Origin of the sequence: Spartinivicinus poritis, from assembly GCF_028858535.1 — a bacterium.
Lineage (GTDB): Bacteria > Pseudomonadota > Gammaproteobacteria > Pseudomonadales > Zooshikellaceae > Spartinivicinus > Spartinivicinus poritis.
The window spans coordinates 126344-143774 of the sequence record NZ_JAPMOU010000014.1; the positions used below are offsets into that span (position 1 = coordinate 126344).

At 40.8% G+C, this 17431-nt stretch carries 13 protein-coding genes; 7 read left to right on the top strand and 6 right to left on the bottom strand.

Annotated elements, in window-relative coordinates; translation table 11 throughout:
- The first annotated feature begins 124 nt into the window (after window positions 1-124).
- From bioA to ORQ98_RS12795, 4 genes are all read left to right on the top strand, one after another.
- The gene (bioA, locus tag ORQ98_RS12780; protein WP_274689198.1) at window positions 125-1411 is read left to right on the top strand and encodes an adenosylmethionine--8-amino-7-oxononanoate transaminase; all 1287 of its coding nucleotides are present in this window, start codon (window positions 125-127) and stop codon (window positions 1409-1411) included.
- A 10-nt stretch (window positions 1412-1421) separates the two neighbouring features.
- Window positions 1422-2759 (top strand): Xaa-Pro dipeptidase, encoded by a 1338-nt coding sequence (gene pepQ / locus ORQ98_RS12785; protein WP_274689199.1) that lies wholly within the window; start codon window positions 1422-1424, stop codon window positions 2757-2759.
- A 388-nt stretch (window positions 2760-3147) separates the two neighbouring features.
- On the top strand, window positions 3148-5118 hold the full coding sequence (locus ORQ98_RS12790) for a LamG domain-containing protein (RefSeq protein ID WP_274689200.1): 1971 nt from the start codon (window positions 3148-3150) through the stop codon (window positions 5116-5118).
- A gap of 929 nt (window positions 5119-6047) precedes the next feature.
- Window positions 6048-9326: a glycosyl hydrolase family 18 protein gene (locus tag ORQ98_RS12795; protein ID WP_274689201.1), complete on the top strand. Its 3279-nt coding sequence runs from the start codon at window positions 6048-6050 to the stop codon at window positions 9324-9326.
- Between the two features lie 234 nt (window positions 9327-9560).
- On the opposite strand, the gene ORQ98_RS12800 is transcribed toward ORQ98_RS12795, so the two are convergent.
- The 4 genes from ORQ98_RS12800 to ORQ98_RS12815 all read right to left on the bottom strand — a co-directional run bounded on the left by ORQ98_RS12800 (window position 9561) and on the right by ORQ98_RS12815 (window position 13268).
- Complete coding sequence (locus tag ORQ98_RS12800; RefSeq protein ID WP_274689202.1) at window positions 9561-9770, bottom strand: cold-shock protein; 210 nt, start codon at window positions 9768-9770, stop codon at window positions 9561-9563.
- A gap of 336 nt (window positions 9771-10106) precedes the next feature.
- Window positions 10107-10799 carry an MBL fold metallo-hydrolase gene (locus ORQ98_RS12805; protein WP_274689203.1) on the bottom strand — a complete coding sequence of 231 codons (693 nt, stop codon included), beginning with the start codon at window positions 10797-10799 and terminating at the stop codon, window positions 10107-10109.
- 16 nt (window positions 10800-10815) lie between these two features.
- Window positions 10816-11586: a sulfite exporter TauE/SafE family protein gene (locus ORQ98_RS12810; RefSeq protein ID WP_274689204.1), complete on the bottom strand. Its 771-nt coding sequence runs from the start codon at window positions 11584-11586 to the stop codon at window positions 10816-10818.
- Between the two features lie 2 nt (window positions 11587-11588).
- On the bottom strand, window positions 11589-13268 hold the full coding sequence (locus ORQ98_RS12815; RefSeq protein ID WP_274689205.1) for an aminotransferase class V-fold PLP-dependent enzyme: 1680 nt from the start codon (window positions 13266-13268) through the stop codon (window positions 11589-11591).
- A 167-nt stretch (window positions 13269-13435) separates the two neighbouring features.
- Here ORQ98_RS12815 and ORQ98_RS12820 point away from each other — a divergent pair, with 167 nt between their 5' ends.
- The 3 genes from ORQ98_RS12820 (at window position 13436) to ORQ98_RS12830 (ending at window position 15918) form a co-directional block, all read left to right on the top strand.
- Window positions 13436-13891 carry an Lrp/AsnC family transcriptional regulator gene (locus ORQ98_RS12820; RefSeq protein WP_274689206.1) on the top strand — a complete coding sequence of 152 codons (456 nt, stop codon included), beginning with the start codon at window positions 13436-13438 and terminating at the stop codon, window positions 13889-13891.
- Window positions 13892-13901: 10 nt separating this feature from the next.
- Window positions 13902-14411, top strand: coding sequence for a TrmH family RNA methyltransferase (locus tag ORQ98_RS12825; RefSeq protein ID WP_274689207.1), 510 nt, complete (start codon window positions 13902-13904; stop codon window positions 14409-14411).
- Window positions 14412-14748: 337 nt separating this feature from the next.
- Window positions 14749-15918: a serine protease gene (locus ORQ98_RS12830; RefSeq protein WP_274689208.1), complete on the top strand. Its 1170-nt coding sequence runs from the start codon at window positions 14749-14751 to the stop codon at window positions 15916-15918.
- Window positions 15919-16107: 189 nt separating this feature from the next.
- Here the strand turns inward: ORQ98_RS12830 and malK are convergent, their stop codons facing one another.
- Both malK and ORQ98_RS12840 read right to left on the bottom strand, forming a co-directional pair.
- The gene (gene malK / locus ORQ98_RS12835) at window positions 16108-17229 is read right to left on the bottom strand and encodes a maltose/maltodextrin ABC transporter ATP-binding protein MalK (protein ID WP_274689209.1); all 1122 of its coding nucleotides are present in this window, start codon (window positions 17227-17229) and stop codon (window positions 16108-16110) included.
- Window positions 17229-17431 (bottom strand): hypothetical protein (locus ORQ98_RS12840; protein ID WP_274689210.1); only part of this gene is annotated, 203 nt, incomplete at its 5' end. The genes ORQ98_RS12840 and malK, both read right to left, overlap by 1 nt.

Below are 17431 nucleotides of genomic sequence, written 5' to 3' on the forward strand. Positions count from 1 at the left end.
CCTTCTCAGGGAACACTTTTGTGTCTATTGTACTGCTGTAATGCAGACATCGCCATTTTGTGAAAAACTAGTGTTGCACTCTAATATAATGCAGCACTAGTCACTTTTACTGAGAGCATGTTGTATGGCTGATACCATCACAGTTGAAGACCTGGAGTTTGATCGCCAGCATATCTGGCATCCGTATACCTCAATAACTAACTGCTATGAAATGTACCCTGTTACTAGCGCTGATGGGGTTCGGCTCACCTTGGCTGACGGGCGTCAGCTAATTGATGGCATGGCCTCCTGGTGGTCAGCTATTCATGGCTATAACCACTCAGGGTTAAATGAAGCCCTCCAGCAGCAGTTGGGGAAAATGGCTCATGTTATGTTTGGAGGGATTACGCATCAGCCGGCTATTCGCCTTGCAAGACAGCTGTTGGCAGTTACCCCTGAATCTCTCCAGCAAGTCTTTTTCGCCGACTCTGGCTCGGTATCTGTAGAAGTAGCTATCAAAATGGCGATTCAATACTGGGTAGCTGCCGGCAAACCAGCTAAAAAAAGATTGCTAACCGTCAAAAAAGGCTATCACGGTGATACCTTCGCTCCTATGTCTGTCTGTGACCCTGAAGGTATGCATGAAGTCTTTGCGGGGGTGTTACTTAATAATGTTTTTGTTGAAGCACCGCAGTGTGGTTTTCATGAAGACTGGCAAGAAGATTATATAGCTGAGTTTAAAGCGGCTTTGGATAAGCACCATCAGGAGATTGCGGCGGTTATTTTAGAGCCTATTGTACAGAATGCAGGGGGAATGCGCTTTTATTCGCCCATTTATTTAAAGCGGATCAGAGAGCTTTGTGATGATTATCAAGTGTTATTAATACTGGATGAAATTGCGACAGGGTTTGGCCGAACGGGTAAGTTATTCGCTTGTGAGTATGCAGATATCAGCCCTGATATTATGTGTGTGGGTAAGGCGCTGACGGGGGGGTATATGACCTTGGCTGCTACTTTATGTACCCAGCAGGTGGCGCATACTATCTCTAATCAGGGGGTGTTGATGCATGGCCCAACTTTTATGGCAAATCCATTAGCTTGCTCTGTTGCATCAGCAAGTTTGGAGCTATTACAAGCGGGACATTGGAAAGCGCAAGTGGAACAATTATCTATCACGATGGAAGCTTGTTTAGCCCCTTGCCGTGAACTTGCAAATGTGGCTGATGTAAGAGTATTAGGTGCTATAGGTGTAGTAGAACTGAAGCAGTCCGTTGATATGAAAACTATCCAGCCTTTGTTTGTTAATGAAGGTGTTTGGGTTCGTCCTTTCGGTAAACTGATTTATATTATGCCGCCTTATGTAATGGAACAGGAAGACTGTCAGTTGTTATGTAAGGCAATTTACCAAGTAATTACAAAAATAAAAAATTGAGACCAATAAAATGAGTGAAATAAGAATGAATTGGCAGCAGCTTTATGCGAATCATATTGACAGGGTTAGCCAATTATTTGAAAAAGCCATGACATTAGCCAATGTTGAGGGAGTGGTTATTTTTTCTGGAAAACCCAAGTCGGCATTTTTGGATGATACCTATTATCCATTTAAAGCTAATCCTTTTTTTAAGTGGTGGGTGCCACTACCCAACTTGCCTCAGTCCGCTGTGATCATTAAACCAGCTGAAAAGCCACAGCTTGTTTACTTTATGCCTCAGGATTTTTGGCATGTAACACCTGAGCCACCAGCAGGTTATTGGGTTGATAGCTTTAATTTAACGATTATTAATAAAGTTGAAACACTTAAAAATGTGTTGCCCGCTAACCTAGAGCAGTTTGCTTTTCTTGGTGAAGAAGCCCCGTTAGCTGCTGATTGGGGGATAGGGCAGGTTAATCCTGGCAAGTTAGTGAATTATCTGAGTTACCATCGAGCATATAAAACTGACTATGAGCAGCAATGTTTGATTCTGGCCAACCAGATTGCTATGAAAGGGCATAATGCTGCAATTGCTGCATTTCAACAGCAGCAGTCAGAGCTGGACATTCATCTGGACTTTTTAAAAGCTTGTGGCCATCAAGAAGCTCATGCACCTTATAATAATATTGTGGCGTTAAATGAGCATGGTGCAGTTTTGCATTATGACCACTATCAGTCCATACCGCCTAAACAGCATTTATCTTTGTTAGTGGATGCTGGTGCTAGTTTTTCAGGCTATATAGCCGATATTACTCGTACAACAAGTGCGGTAGAGTCTGGGCTGTTTAATCAGTTAGTTGAAAAGCTAGATCAAGCTCAACAATGGATAATTCAACAGATCAAAACAGGGATGGATTATGCGGCTTTGCATGACCAAATGCACCAGCGAATTGCCACTATCTTAACTGAGTTGGAGATAGTCAATACCACAGCTGATGCCTGTTATGAACAGCAATTGACTCGTAGCTTTTTTCCTCATGGATTGGGTCACTTGATTGGCCTGCAAACCCATGATGTGGGTGGCTGGCAACAGGATGAACAAGGTACTTTGCTTAACGCACATCCTGACTATCCATTTTTAAGGCTACAAAGGCCCATTACAGAAAGGATGGCATTTACCATTGAGCCTGGTATTTACTTTATTGATTTATTATTAGATCAGCTCTCGTCTGTGCAGAAAAAACTCATCAATTGGTCAGTGGTTGACGTTCTTAAGCCATATGGTGGTGTTCGAATAGAGGATACTATTATTGTACAGCAGCAGGGTACTCATAATATTACTCGCGATTCATTTAGTGAGGTTAACTAAATGAATCGTAGCCTTCTGGTAAACCGACACTCGGTGTTGTTGCTTTTCGACAGGCCACCAGCATGCCTTCAAACCAACGCCTTGATTGCGAATTTACCAGAAGGCCAGAGACAGCAAACAATTATTAGAGGTACCCTTTAGTGTTGTTCTGCTTAATTCTCGAAGTATGCCGTATTTCTTAGTAGGTAATTGTAGTAGAATCCTTTGTAATCAAAAGTTTATACCGGAAGCTTGTTAAACAAAAGCTTGTAACAAACATCTGACAAATTTAAGACGACAAGATATTTAAGGTTTGAGTCGTTTTATCATTAACTGTGTTGATGCTTGTTAGTATTGGTATAAGCTGCAAATGCCATTAAAGATAAACGTTTGTATTAGGAGATGATCGTTGAACACTGAAGCTTGGCTAAGCTTAACAACAGCTGTTATTTCGCTAGGTGCAGCATCTGCGCTAGCAGCAACAGTTGCAGAAAAGCCTGGTGCTGTTGCTTCTGGTCTTCATGCTTCTGTGATTTCTATTCAGCATCTCGGAGAGACACAAGCAACAGGTCGTCTATTAATTACTAACCAATCTAAACAAACGGTTGATTTAACTAATGCTTTAATTGAATTTGCTACGCCTTATCGGGTTATTGAAGTGTCAGGCAGTTTTTTCCCTATTTCAATGCCTGATCGCCGTGTGTTGGTTTCAGAAAGAATTGGTGGGCAGTACAACAATCAACTGGTGCTGGCATTTAGTGAAAACCAAAAGCTGCAAACAGAGTTGCATCCAGGCTCCACTCTATCTTTGATGTTGAAGTTTGAATCAAAAGCAAAGCTAGGCCAGTCATCAGCAAAAGCAACCATCTTTTTATCAGATAAAGACCAGCAGGTAAGTTACCAACATGGCCAGCTTCTATTCAGGGCACCTAAAGCTCCTGGGCCTGAAGTGAAAGGGATGCCGGCTGTTGTCACAGTGAAAGGCGTTGGTGACTTTGAAAAGCGGGTTGCGGTTGACTGGGGGCAGAAATTTATTCTCGACCAATTACCTTATGGTGAATATACCGTCCATACGGAACAGGTAGGGGACTTTCCAGGCATGGCTAAGCAGTCTATTCGCTTATCCAATAGAAAGTCTGCCGCAGTTGTCAAAATTAAATATGATGAGCCTGTCTATACCACCGCTATGCAACTGGTTACTCCAGCAGAAGTAGTTGATCGCTCAGATTCACTCACCGCTTATATTCAAGACGTTACTCACGGTGAGCACCCTAAGCAACTGCAGTTGCAGTGGGCGAAAACCCAACAGTTGAATAACCTGGTGGTAGGTCATCGTTATCGGTTATGGTTTAACCCCGTCAAGCGTTGGCCTTTTCAATATAAGCCCAGTGCCAGTGCTGAAAAGCCCTTTGAGTTTACTGCTAGCAAAGAAGCAGTACAGCAGTTCAATTTAACGTTTCAGCAGTCTTTACAGCCGACAGGAGAGCTGGCGGTTGCGACTCAGGTGACGGGCTTGCCTTTTGGAGCAAAAGCAACACTGACTTTACACCCTGTCTCAGGTGGTGAGCCAGTAACGCGAAAGCTGTCAGTTGGCCAGGATAGCCTGACAAATGTTGAGCCAGGTGAATACTGGCTGACCGCCAGTGATTATATTTACCAAGGTAAGATTTACCGTGCCACATTGTCATCGACTAAATTAAATCTGAGCCATCATGAGTCTGCCAGGGTTCATGTAGAATACGCAGAAAATAATAAACTGGTTTTTGCTGGCAGCAAATGGCGAATAAAGCAAGGCTCCGTGAAGGGAGGGCGTTGGGCACCAGAGAATGTTTTTGTAGACCAGCGTGGACGGTTGCATTTGGTATTAGAGTATCAGAATGGCCAATGGCTAGCTGCAGGTATAGAGTCGGTTGATAATTTTTCGTCTGGCCAGTTGCAAATTAAAACAGTTGCACAAGCCAGTAATTTACTCGCTAATGGCCAGTTTTCTGTTAGTCTGCAAAACCAGGACAAAAACAGTGGGCTTGGTTTTACTATGCGCTGTGCGAGTAACTGCCAAGATACTACAAATGGTGTAATCACCCATTATTGGCTGCAGCAGAAAGCGCAAGTAGAGAGTAAACAGAGTGTATATAATTGGCAAGCCAGCCGGTTAACACACAGTATTAACTGGAATCAAAATGGTGTGCTGTTTGAAACTAAAAAAGGCCATAGTCAACGAGGGCTTATAACCCTGTCACAACAATATTTACCAGCCGCTTTAGATAAAAAAACTGCTTTTCCTCTACAGCTGATGCTGACGCCTCAGCCTTCTACTCAACCAAAAGGGCGCAAGGTTGAGATTATTATAAATTCAATCACGAGTGCTGCCCCTAACTAAGTAAGGGAGCTTGTTAATGGTTTAGCCTTTAATGTTTTACAAAATGACTGATCATTAACCTGTTTGTTTCTTTATTCTTTAGTTATCTTCTTTTTCTTGAGGTAGTCCCTATATCCTAGTAAAAGCGCTTTTCTGGGAATAAATGGCTTTAATGAAAGCTCAGTATTGGGGCACTCGTTATCTCTTCATAAAATAAGTTAACCACTTCTTTTTTAATTGTTTTATGGTTATGCTTTTTTTGAATTGGTCTGAACAGCGGTTGTTGGTCAAATAGCGTAATCTCTTGGTTGCTGAGATGCGCTGAATTATTTTAATAATGTTTGGCATTTGGACCTTAATTGGTGTTGTTTGAGTTCACCATTTTAAATATTTACTACTTTTGTCGTTTATTATTCACAGAAATATGTGAACTGTATTGGTGGTATTTTATATTCTTTTGCTACGCTTAAAATAGATGTGAGTTGCAATAATAGGCTTAAGTGGGTTTAGCAGAAATTATACTCTTTTCGAATAATTTTTAAGCCTTGTTGTTGCCCCTAAATATTAGGGTTGAATTGTAGGAAGTCTTGCTTAAATATCTTTCGCTGTGTGTGCGTGTCGCTTTGTTTCGTGTATAAAGGCGACTTATGACAGCAACGTTTCATCATTTTTTAAGTCTTTATCCTGTTTTTTTTAATTATTGCTTAAATAAATTTTGAAATGCTTAGGTTGAGATGTGTTAAAAACACTATGTTGTCAGTTGTAATTATTTAACCCTCTCATTTTATGAAATATTAAAAGCTGGCTTAGTGCTTGTCATTACGTTTATCTGAGCGCTTTTTAATCCTAATTTTTACTGACTGCTAAGCAGTAAGTTTGAAACTACTTAAGCTGATACAACACGTTATTTTGTTTACATACATTACGCTTTTAAGCCTGTGGAGGCATAAATGAACAGACGGTCTTTCCGACATCTGCTGCCTAAGACTCTAAGTTTAAGTATAACGCTTGGTTTAGGTCTGTCTTTAGCTGAAGCATCTTTTGCGACCCCTGTGGGTGGTAACAATCTTGCTGATGATAAAGTTGTTGCTGCCTATTTTGTAGAATGGGGTATATATGGACGCAACTTTCATGTAAAAGATATACCAGCAGAAAAGCTCACTCATGTATTATATGGTTTTATTGCAGTTTGTGGCCCTAATGAGTCACTAAAAAAAGCCAATCCCCAAGGGTATAGTGCATTACAACGTGAGTGTAGTGATCAAGAAGACTATACCGTTACTATTCATGATCGATTTGCCGCTTTAGAAAAAAGCTACCCTGGTGATAAATGGGATCAGCCGATTAAAGGTAACTTTAATCAGTTAGCCAAAATGAAAGCTGCAAATCCTCATATTAAAATACTGCCTTCACTCGGTGGATGGACATTATCAGATCCCTTTTATTATTTAGCTAACGACCCACAAAAGCGTGCTAAATTTGTTCAGTCTGCAGTGGACTTTATCAAGAAGTATGATTTTTTTGATGGTTTGGATATTGATTGGGAATTCCCAGGCCAACCCGGCGCTAACCCTGACTTAGGTAAACCAGAAGATAAACAGGGCTTTACGGCACTGATGCAAGAGCTGCGAGCAGCTTTGGATAATTTAAGCCAGCAAACGGGGCGTCAATATTTATTAACAGCAGCAGTATCGGCAGGGCCTAAAAAAATAGCCAGTATTGATTACTCTCAGGTTTCTCAGTATATGGACTACGTATTTGCCATGACCTACGACTTTTATGGCGGCTGGGACAATACACTGGGGCACCATGCAGGCATTTATGCGGCTGACCATGAAAAAGTACCGCAATACAATGGTCATGATGCGGTTAATAATATTATTAAGGCTGGTTTCCCCTCAGATAAAATTGTCATGGGTGTTGCCATGTATGGCCGAGGTTGGAAAGGCGTAGCTGGTGGTCTTCCTAATAATCCATTTGCCGGTAAAGGGGGGGGGCCGCTACCTAAAAATACCCAGCAAGGTACGTGGGAAAATGGAGTAATTGATTATAAAGGGATTGAAAAATACTACTTAGGTGGAGTTAATGGCCGGGGCATCAACGGTTTTAAATATTATTATGATGAAAAAGCACAAGCACCTTATGTGTGGAATGCTGAAAAAGGTACCTTAATTACCTATGATAACCCCCGTTCAGTTAAAGCAAAAGGCGCTTATGCATTAAGCAAACAGCTGAAAGGGTTGTTTGCTTGGGAAATTGACGCAGATAATGGGCAAATTCTCAATGCGATGCATGAAGGTTTAAATTCAGATGGAAAACCACCTGTGCCGCCTAAACCTGACCCAGATAAACCGAAGCCGCCTAAACCAACCCCTGATGATCCAGGTGATGACAAACCTAATCCACCCACTCCTGATCCTGGTGATAATGATAAGCCTAAGCCTCCAACGCCTGATCCAGATGGTGATGGTATAGCAGAGTGGAATGCTTCTAAAGTGTATACCTCGGGTGATAAGGTACACTATCAAGGTAAACACTATCAGGCTAAATGGTGGACTCGGGGTGATCAACCTGGAAAGGGGCAATGGGGACCATGGAAATTGCTAGCGGATCAACCTGGTGATGATAAACCAAAGCCAACTCCTGATGATAATGACAAACCAGATGACAACGATAAGCCAAGCCCAGTACCCGATCCCGATGATTCTGATAAGCCAGATACGGGAGATATAAAAGACTGGAATGCTACAGCTACTTATATCAAAGGTAATCGAGTTAAACATAATCAGGTTGTTTATGAAGCGAAATGGTGGACTCGCGGTGATGAGCCAGGAAAAGATCAATGGGGCCCATGGAAGCGAGTAGATGGCAGTCCTGATCCCGATAAACCTAATCCTGACCCAGGACAGCCAGATCCAAATAAACCAGATCCGGATAAGCCGAATCCTGATGATGGGTCACCCAACACGAGTGGTAAGTATGCAGTGATTGGTTACTACATGTTGGGGCCAGATGAAATTAATAAATATCCTGCTGTTGATTTTCCTGTGAGTAATATTTCACCGGAAAAAGCCAAAATGCTTACCCATATTAACTATGCATTTATTGGTATTAACGACAAAGGTCAGTGTGACTTATTAAAAGGAGCTAATGAGCAAAAGTCAGCTGAGGTATTTCAGTTACTGACCAACTTGAAGCAATACAATGCAAACTTGAAGCTGATGTTTTCAGTAGGAGGCTGGGCTTTTTCCAATGATGCCAGCCCAACCGCTAACCGGTTTAGAGATGCAGCGAGTACCCCGGCAGCAAGAACTGAGTTTGCCAGATCCTGTATTGCTTTTATGAAAAAGCATGGATTTGATGGGGTTGATTTAGATTGGGAATATCCGAGGAAGCAGGATGCTAACAATTTTGTGGCATTGCTGAAGGAATTTCGTACACAAATCAATCAGGCAGAAAAAACGAGTCAATCTGACTATCAGCTAACCATTGCAGGTGCAGGTGGTGCTTTCTTTATGTCTCGCTACTATCATCTATTGGATAAGGTGGTTGAGCCATTAGACTACATTAACCTTATGACCTATGATTTTAATGGACCTTGGCAGGGGGTGACTAAAACCAATTTCCATGCTCATTTATATGGCGCGAAGGATGAACCGAAATTTTATAATGCATTACGTGAAGTACAGTTTAATCCGCCAAAGTCCTGGGAAGAGATTACAAAGCTATTTCCAAGCCCATTTGCTTTAACGGCTGATGCGGCTGTTAAACAGCATTTAATTATGAAAGTACCACGCAATAAGCTAGTAATGGGTGTCCCTTTTTATGGGCGAGCATTTAGAAAAGCAGGTACTGATAACTATGGGCTATACCAAACCTTTAACACCCAAAAAGGTGATCCCTACCGTGGTGATCCAACTTGGTTAGTCGGTTGTGACAAGTGTGTTGAGCGTAATGAGCCGCGTATAGCCACTTATGCTGATATTAAAAAAATGTTAGCTGGTGGCTTTGGCTATAAACGTCATTTCCATTCTGAAGCCAAAGCCCCTTGGCTACATAATGCCAAGCATAACCTATTCGTTACCTATGATGATAAGGAATCAATGAAGTATAAAACGGATTACATCAAACAAGAGAAGTTAGCTGGTGTGATGTTTTGGCACTTAGGTCAAGATGATCAGGAGTCGACGTTACTAAAGTCGTTACATAATGGCTTGAATAAAAAGTAAGGTCGGTTAACCTTGGATGAAAAGTCAGCACAGTTGTTGCTGGCTTTTTTTATGGGGAGCAGATTGATGGAAAGCAAAAAAGTCGAATAGAAGGTCAGAAAGTTGATGTGGCTTTTAAAAGTGCTTGCTTAGAAGGAATGTAAAAGGGGTATTGAGAGGTAAATGATATGAAGTGCGCGGACAGCGCTTAAGTTAAGCACTGTCCTGAACAGAAGTATCAATTATAAGAGTGGCTTATAAAGGAACTACGTTCTCTGCTTGTGGGCCTTTAGGGCCTTGCGTGACAGTAAATTCAACTTGTTGGCCTTCAGTCAAAGACTTAAAGCCTTGAGATTGAATTGCACTGTAGTGAACAAAGACGTCTGGACCAGATTGCTGCTCTAGGAAACCAAAGCCTTTAGATTCGTTAAACCATTTTACAGTGCCGTTTTTTCTATCAGACATAATTTGGATCTTTCTTTAAACAATTAAATTAATCTAATTTCTTAAACCTTACCCACTAGGAGAGAGGTGTAAGACAGTGTAGCAGAGAAATTTAGGTGTGACTTATGACAAACTAACGAGGCACTACAAAAGGAACATCGTGAAAATTGAACATAAATTAACGCCGTACTTTCAAGCTGAGTGAATTATAAACAACCCTATTGACAAGTCAATGTTTTTTACTTATTTCTCATCATTATATTGTTAGTTGATCACTAGACCACACATCTTCTGCCTTGTATGGCAATGCAGTCAACCACTAACGGACGATACACCTAAAACCTAATAAAAAGAGAACTATAGACCGCAACCTAAATTAGCAGGGACTGCAACATCCATTAATTTAGGGTTAGGTAGGTTTAGGTTGTCCATGATTTCACAGTACTCCTTGGCATTGTTTACCTGCAAGCGTGGGTTAAACCGTTTTTCTTCCCCGATGGTACTTACTGTCATGCCTTTGTAATCATGGCCTGGGTAAACCAGGGTTGTGTCAGGTAGCTTAAGCAGTTTATTAAACAAGCTTTCATATTGTTGGTAAGCATCACCATGCTGAAAGTCAGTTCGCCCTGTTCCTCTGATTAATAGGGTATCACCTGTAAATAACAGCTGTGGTATTTCATTGATTAATAAAAAACAGTAAGAGTCGTCAGTGTGGCCTGGGGTGTAAATTGTTTTTAGGTGCAGGTTACCAAGGGAAATAACTTCACCGTCTTTAACCATACGACTGGCGCACTGGGCTTGAGTTCTTTCCCCAAAGATGGTCTCACAACCATATAGCTCTCGTAGTTTGCCCAAAGCGGTAATATGATCGGCATGGACATGGGTATCAATTGCGTATGCCAGCTGCAAGCCTAGCTCACTGATAAGCTGTTGGTATTGCGGAACTTTTTCCCTTACAGGGTCAATGAGTAAGGCGTGACCACCTTCCTGTTCGGCTAGCAAGTATGTATAGGTCCAGGTTGCTTCATCGAATAGTTGACGAAATAACATGTTTTGCTCCTTTCTTTTAGCTTAATACTTTGGGAACAGAAAGCGCCATCAGTCCAAGAACCGATACAGCAAATAACTTTTGTAACTGGTAGCTGGCAATATGCCGGGTTAAGAAAGTACCCATGAGAATGCCAATTACGCTGCCAATGGTAACGACGATTAGTAATTCTGTAGGTACCTCTGCAACCCAGTTAACATGGAATATAAAGCCTGTAGTACTGACTAATGCTATAACCAGTAGTGATGTATCTACTGCACGCTTCATGCTAATGCCCGTCAGAAGGGTAAGAATCGGTACGTTCAAAAAGCCACCACCTACTCCAAATAATCCGGATAAAAGCCCTGCAACTGCACCTGCCAGCCAAAGTAATGGGGAATGTTTGGTTGCAGTGCAGTTAATAGGCTCTGGTTTTGCTGCTAGGTTAGTAACAGCAGCTCCTGATAATTGCCACATGCGGATAGCGATATAACTGGCTAGTAAGATGAATCCAACTAATAAAAGCCGCTGGTCTATTAAACTACCAAGCCAGCGACCAATAGGTGCTAAAGCGGTACCAGAGATGATCAGGACAATAGCAGGCTTCCAGGCAATTTGTTGATGATGCAGTCTGGCCAGAATACCGACAATGGCACTGATACTGACAGTTCCTAAAGCAACCCCCATCGCATCATTAGGGGAGAAGTTGAGCAGCAGAATAAGCAGAGGCACAGCGAAAATAGAGCCACCTGCCCCTGTTAGGCCAAGCATTAATCCAACTAAAATACCCACTGAAATGACAAGTGCCACAGTTAGTCCTTAATTGTTTGTTGAGCTTTATCTTGGGGTAGGGCAAACCAGCGTAACTTTTCAGCGCTAGGCGGTAGCTTGATTGTGTATTGCTTTGCGTCTCTGGATGGGTTGGTTAGTTCTATTTCTGCTGTCGCTAAGCAATCTTTTAAGGTAGTTGGACAGTATACTTGGCCTGATTTAGATGAAGTTTTAGTAAAATCCAGAGTGTCTAGTGTTACGGCTAGCTTGGGTTTTTGGCCTTGGTATAACCAAACACCAGACTGGCAGTCAAACTGATAATAAGGCAGCAGTCGCCAACCATGAGTGGCAATGAGTTCAATGGCTCGAACGAGATACTCAAAAGTAGTTTGTTCAATAAAATAATTAAAGTTAAGCCTCACCCAGCCTGGGCGTAAAATCATTTGGTCATTTAATAACTCAGCTTCCAAGGCTTTACTATATGACATATCCATACCCAGTAATGAGTGGCCATAAGGCCCTGCACAAGAGCAACCACCACGAGCCTGGATACCAAATAAGTCATTTAAGAGGGCAACAACAAACCCATAATGCAAGTATTTTTCTTGCCACTTAATCTGTAAAGAAATAATGGATAAGCGAGAGGCATCCGGATTACCCAATATCTCAATAGCCTCATGTTGTTGCCAACGTTGAATCGCTTGCCGAACAAACTGGTGTTCCCGCTGCTCAATGGTCTCGGTGCCGATGGTTTGTTGTAGCTTGAAAACTAAGCCTGCACGAATTGACTCAATAATGGCGGGGGTGCCACCTTCCTCTCGTCGCTCAGGGTTTTCGATAAAGCGATGGTCTTCGGGGGTGACATAAACAACGGTTCCGCCTCCAGGTACAGCAGGCACACGATTGGTAAGTAAATGCTTTTTAACGATTAAAATACCAGGCGTACCAGGACCACCAATGAATTTATGGGGGGAGATAAAAACAGCATCTTTACTGCTATCGCCATGCTCATTTTGTTCGCCAGTCATATCAATCGAAACATAAGGCGCTGCTGCTGCATAATCCCAAAAGCTATAGGCATTATATTTATGTAATAAGCGTGAAATTGCATCAACGTCTGATTTAATACCCGTTACATTAGAGGCAGCAGAAAAGCTACCTATCTTTAACGGGCGGTGAGCATATGTTTCCAGTGCAGCTGTCAAAGCGCCCAAGTCTATTTGACCATCCTCATCAAGTGGAATGGAGACTAGCTCAGCAATACTTTCGCGCCAGGGTAGTTCATTAGAGTGATGTTCGTAGGGACCAATAAATACGACAGGGCGTTTATCGTCAGGAATTTGCTTGCTGAACTGATATTGCTCATCCAGGTCTGCAGGCAAGCGTAAGTTAAGAATATCAATCAACTTGTGGATGGCTGCGGTTGCCCCTGAGCCACAAAAAATAATCTGGTCATCTTCCTGGCCATTAACAGCCTGCCGGATGATTTGTCTGGCCTGTTCTCTAAGCGCTGTCGTTTGGCGGCCAGTGAATGAAGTTTCAGTATGGGTGTTGGCGTAGTAGGGGAGTACTTGATACTGGATAAACTGCTCGATGACATCCAAGGCACGTCCCGAAGCAGTGTAGTCTGCGTAGACTAAAGGCTTTTGCCCAAACGGGGTTTCAATGGGGTGATGTTCACCAATCACGGCTTGGCGGATGCTCTCGATCAGGTGCTGCATAAGACTGCCCTTTCATTCCATTATATTCTTAGTATATGCATTATAGTTCTGATTGACATGAACATTGTTGCTAAATTGCCATAGATATTGGTTATCAATAGAATAAAATTTCCCTAAGTGGTTTATTATGGAAAAATTATTTTATTAGTGTGGGTGATATGTGAACAATGGATAAGTTTGATAAGGCAATACTAGCAATCTTGCAACAAGATGCCAGCTTGTCAGTAGGGGAGATAGCTGAACGAGTTGCACTATCAAAAACAGCCTGCTGGCGGCGAATTCAAAAGCTAGAACAGGATGGTGTCATTCGAGGGCGGGTTGCATTGCTGAGCCAAGAGCAAGTTAATCTACCACTGACTGCCTATATTGCTGTGCGAACAAATAAACACAACGAAAAGTGGTCTGAGCAATTTCGCAAAGTGGTAAATAGCCTACCTCAGGTATTAGAGGTATACCGCACTAGTGGTGATTTAGATTATTTAATCAAAGCTGTAATTACTGATATGGCAGGCTATGACCAGTTATATAAAGCGTTAATTAAAGCCGATTTATACGACGTAAGCGCCAGTTTTGTCATGGAAACCATGAAACACACAACTGAATTACCATTGGATTATATGTAGATTATTAATAATGTCTGATTTTTGCACAGTTCTTCATTCGTTAAATAGTCCCCAAAATGTAGGGATGATAGTTCGCAGTCATATCGCTCATGGTGGTAATGAAATCGTATTTATTGGCCATGAATTACCCTGGCAATTTAAAAAAGGTAGCCAATCTTTTTCAAGAAAGCTGGAAAAGCAGGCAGAAATTATTCACTTGCCAAATCCTGACGATGTGTTTGAGTGGTGTATGGCGAATAGTTATACATCCGTTGCTATTGAAATTGCTGAACAGACATCACTGTTAAATCAGTTTACGTTTCCAGAAAAAACAGCATTAATAGTTGGAAATGAAGCAGATGGATTACCTACTAGCTTTATAAAAAAATGTGCTCATGTGGTGACAATTCCACAATATGGGCCGGTAGGTAGTTTAAATGTAGCTGTATCGGCATCTATAGCTATGTATGAACTACGAAGAGGGTTGCCAGCACAAGAAATTATTAAGGATGAGTTTAATACGGAAGTCCTATCACTTTAATTGTACTCATCATGAATGCAATTTATACATACCTTAAAAAAAGTATTATTATCTTACCTCAGTTGCTTATCATAGGCTTCTGGGGGGAGTCTTCTTCTGTTTTTCAACTTGAGGATAGTAAGTTGTAATTTTAATATTTTTTGCGGGTATTGTCCTTTGTAAGTAAAACTTGATGTATAGCTAATGCATAACTTAAAGGCGTTTAATTGGTTCTGTTACAATAAAGTAACGTATCTGTTATTATAGAATTGCTCGCGACCACTAATAGATGAATGAGTGGGTATTATTTTAGACCAACACTAACTATCATACTTATAATTATTTTAAGGGTACTATTGTGAAAAAAGTTTTAATGGCCATTATAGGGCTGGGTATTGTTGTAAGCACAAGTAGTGTAGCTTCAGAGCATATACGAAAAAAAAGAAGTATAAATGGCACAGTAGCAACAGTGAAGCATGACTGGGTTGTTGCACTATTAAAAGACTATGATAAGTTAGAGGCAAGTCAAAACAATAAAAATATATCTGACTATCAATTTTGTGGTGGTGTATTATTAAATAACCGCTGGGTTGTTACAGCTGCACATTGTGTAGAGAAAATGGATAAAAAAAATATAAGTGCTGTTGTTGGACCTCTTGATCTTGATAGAGAAGAAAAATATGGTAGTTTAGCTATAAAATCAATAAGCAAAATTATTATTCACCCCAATTATTATTCTACTTACTCTCCACTAAAAGATATGGCATGGTTAGATAATGATATTGCTTTGCTGAAGCTAACATCGGCTGCAACACAAAAAGAGGGGATACAGCTGATTGATAAAAAACTGGATAGTAACTCATTAGTCACTGCTACTGGTTGGGGGGTAACTCAATATAAAAGTGAGTTTAAGAAGTTTACTTATGAAGGGGTTGAGGCGTACTTAATTAATGAAACAACAAGTAAGCCATCAGTAAGGCAGAATATAAATTATGCTATTAAAGAGACTAATATTTGTCGAGAGAGTAAATTTAGTGAGGTGGGTGTAAATACAAGCTTGTGGAAAATACCAAAAACTATTTCACACTTTACAGATAATTTAAAAAATTTAGCTGTAATCCAATTAAAAATTAATAAAAAAATAAAGCTAACTGATAAAAGTGAGGTAAGCAAACTAAATGAGCTTACAGAGTTAGAGGTGAAAATATCTAAAAGTATTCAACTATTCACAAAAGAAGTGAATGACTTGATAAGGCATAATATTTTACTTAAAGCTGCAGCTGAAAATAATACACTAAATAGTTTGATATCCAGCAGCAATCAAGTTTGTGTAGGCTCAGTATCTACACCTGTTTCAGGGGTTTGCTTTGGTGATAGTGGAGGTCCATTAGTTTATAATGATAATGGTGTAAATAAGCTTGTCGGTTTAGCAAGTTTTGTTAAAGGGTGTGCTACGCCAAATTCATATGATGTGTTCACAAGTGTATATGCATATACAAATTGGATAAATAGTACTATCAGCAATTAATATATTTTATATTGCATTTGACTGGTGATGGCTTGTTTTATACAGAATGTAAAAACATTGGTTGGTGAGGTGGCTTTAATAAAAATGTTGGATAGCCAGCCATTCCTAGTCACTGACTAGCATAGTCCACTAATAATAATTTAATTTGGATATTATACCACCAATGCGAATGGCTTTTAATCATTCGCATTAGGGGTACCCTAAACTAGGCTCTTGATAAAGCCGTTTACAGGCTTCTCCTTGTTGATTAAATAAATGGCAACATTGTGCTTTAACGCCAACGTTATAATTGTCATTTTCTTGGGTGATGGCATTACCATGGGTTCTAATAATAAACTCGTCAACTAAGCCTGGTAGTTCACCATAAACCATGGTTTCATCACCTAAGCGTTCTATAACATTGACTTTGCAAACGAAACTAATATCTGCTTCTTCTGCATTGCAAATATGTTCTGGGCGAATTCCAAGCATGGCATGTTCACCGGCTTTTATATGAGTACCATCCAGGTGCAAACTAAGCGTTTTATTATTATCTGCAAACTGTACTACAACAGTTGTTGGTGATGACTCGATGACTTGGCAGGGAATAAAGTTCATTTGTGGCGAGCCAATAAATCCAGCAACAAATTGATTATTAGGGTAATGATAAAGTTCTAACGGCTTACCTACTTGAGAAACTTTACCATTTTCTAATACCACAATTTTATCAGCCAACGTCATGGCTTCTACTTGATCGTGGGTGACATAAATCATAGTTGCCCCCAACCGTTTATGGAGTTTAGAAAGCTCTATACGCATTTTTACTCGTAATGAGGCATCTAAGTTCGATAGTGGCTCGTCAAATAATAAAACCTTTGGTTCTCTCACAATGGTTCGACCGATAGCGACCCGTTGGCGTTGGCCGCCCGATAAATCTTTAGGCTTTCGGGCTAATAAATTGTCAAGCTGTAAGGCTTGAGCCACTTGACGGACTTTTTTCTGAGTAACTGATTGATTGGCTTTGGCAAGCTTTAGACCGAAAGCCATATTATCTGCTACTGTCATATGTGGGTATAACGCATATGACTGAAATACCATGCCCACAGGACGATCTTTGGGTGGTATCTGATTGACATGCTGTTCGCCAATATATAAATCACCCGATGTAATGTCTTCAAGCCCTGCAATCATTCGGAGTAATGTAGACTTACCACAACCGGAAGGCCCAACAAAAACGACAAACTCCCCAGCGGCTATATCCAGATTAATATTGTTAGAAATATTGGCATTGCCATAACGCTTACAGATATTATGTAAGGTGATACTAGCCATTATATTTCACCATGATTATTTACTGTATTTTTTTCTAAAAAACATGCTTGATAGGGCGGTAAATGGATTTTATTATTATCAATACTGCCTGACAGATAAGGTACATCGAGTATATTATAGTTTGCGTTTGCGTTTGCGTTTGCGTTTGCGTTTGCGTTTGCGTTTGCGTTTGCGTTTGCGTTTGCGTTTGCGTTTGCGTTTG

Bases quoted from the DNA above. Each gene is read 5' to 3' on its own strand.
- ORQ98_RS12800 (WP_274689202.1), bottom strand. From the start codon at position 9,770: ATGTCTGATAGAAAAAACGGCACTGTAAAATGGTTTAACGAATCTAAA.
- bioA (WP_274689198.1), top strand. From the start codon at position 125: ATGGCTGATACCATCACAGTTGAAGACCTGGAGTTTGATCGCCAGCAT.
- pepQ (WP_274689199.1), top strand. From the start codon at position 1,422: ATGAGTGAAATAAGAATGAATTGGCAGCAGCTTTATGCGAATCATATT.
- ORQ98_RS12815 (WP_274689205.1), bottom strand. From the start codon at position 13,268: ATGCAGCACCTGATCGAGAGCATCCGCCAAGCCGTGATTGGTGAACAT.
- ORQ98_RS12820 (WP_274689206.1), top strand. From the start codon at position 13,436: ATGGATAAGTTTGATAAGGCAATACTAGCAATCTTGCAACAAGATGCC.
- ORQ98_RS12795 (WP_274689201.1), top strand. From the start codon at position 6,048: ATGAACAGACGGTCTTTCCGACATCTGCTGCCTAAGACTCTAAGTTTA.
- malK (WP_274689209.1), bottom strand. From the start codon at position 17,229: ATGGCTAGTATCACCTTACATAATATCTGTAAGCGTTATGGCAATGCC.
- ORQ98_RS12825 (WP_274689207.1), top strand. From the start codon at position 13,902: ATGTCTGATTTTTGCACAGTTCTTCATTCGTTAAATAGTCCCCAAAAT.
- ORQ98_RS12805 (WP_274689203.1), bottom strand. From the start codon at position 10,799: ATGTTATTTCGTCAACTATTCGATGAAGCAACCTGGACCTATACATAC.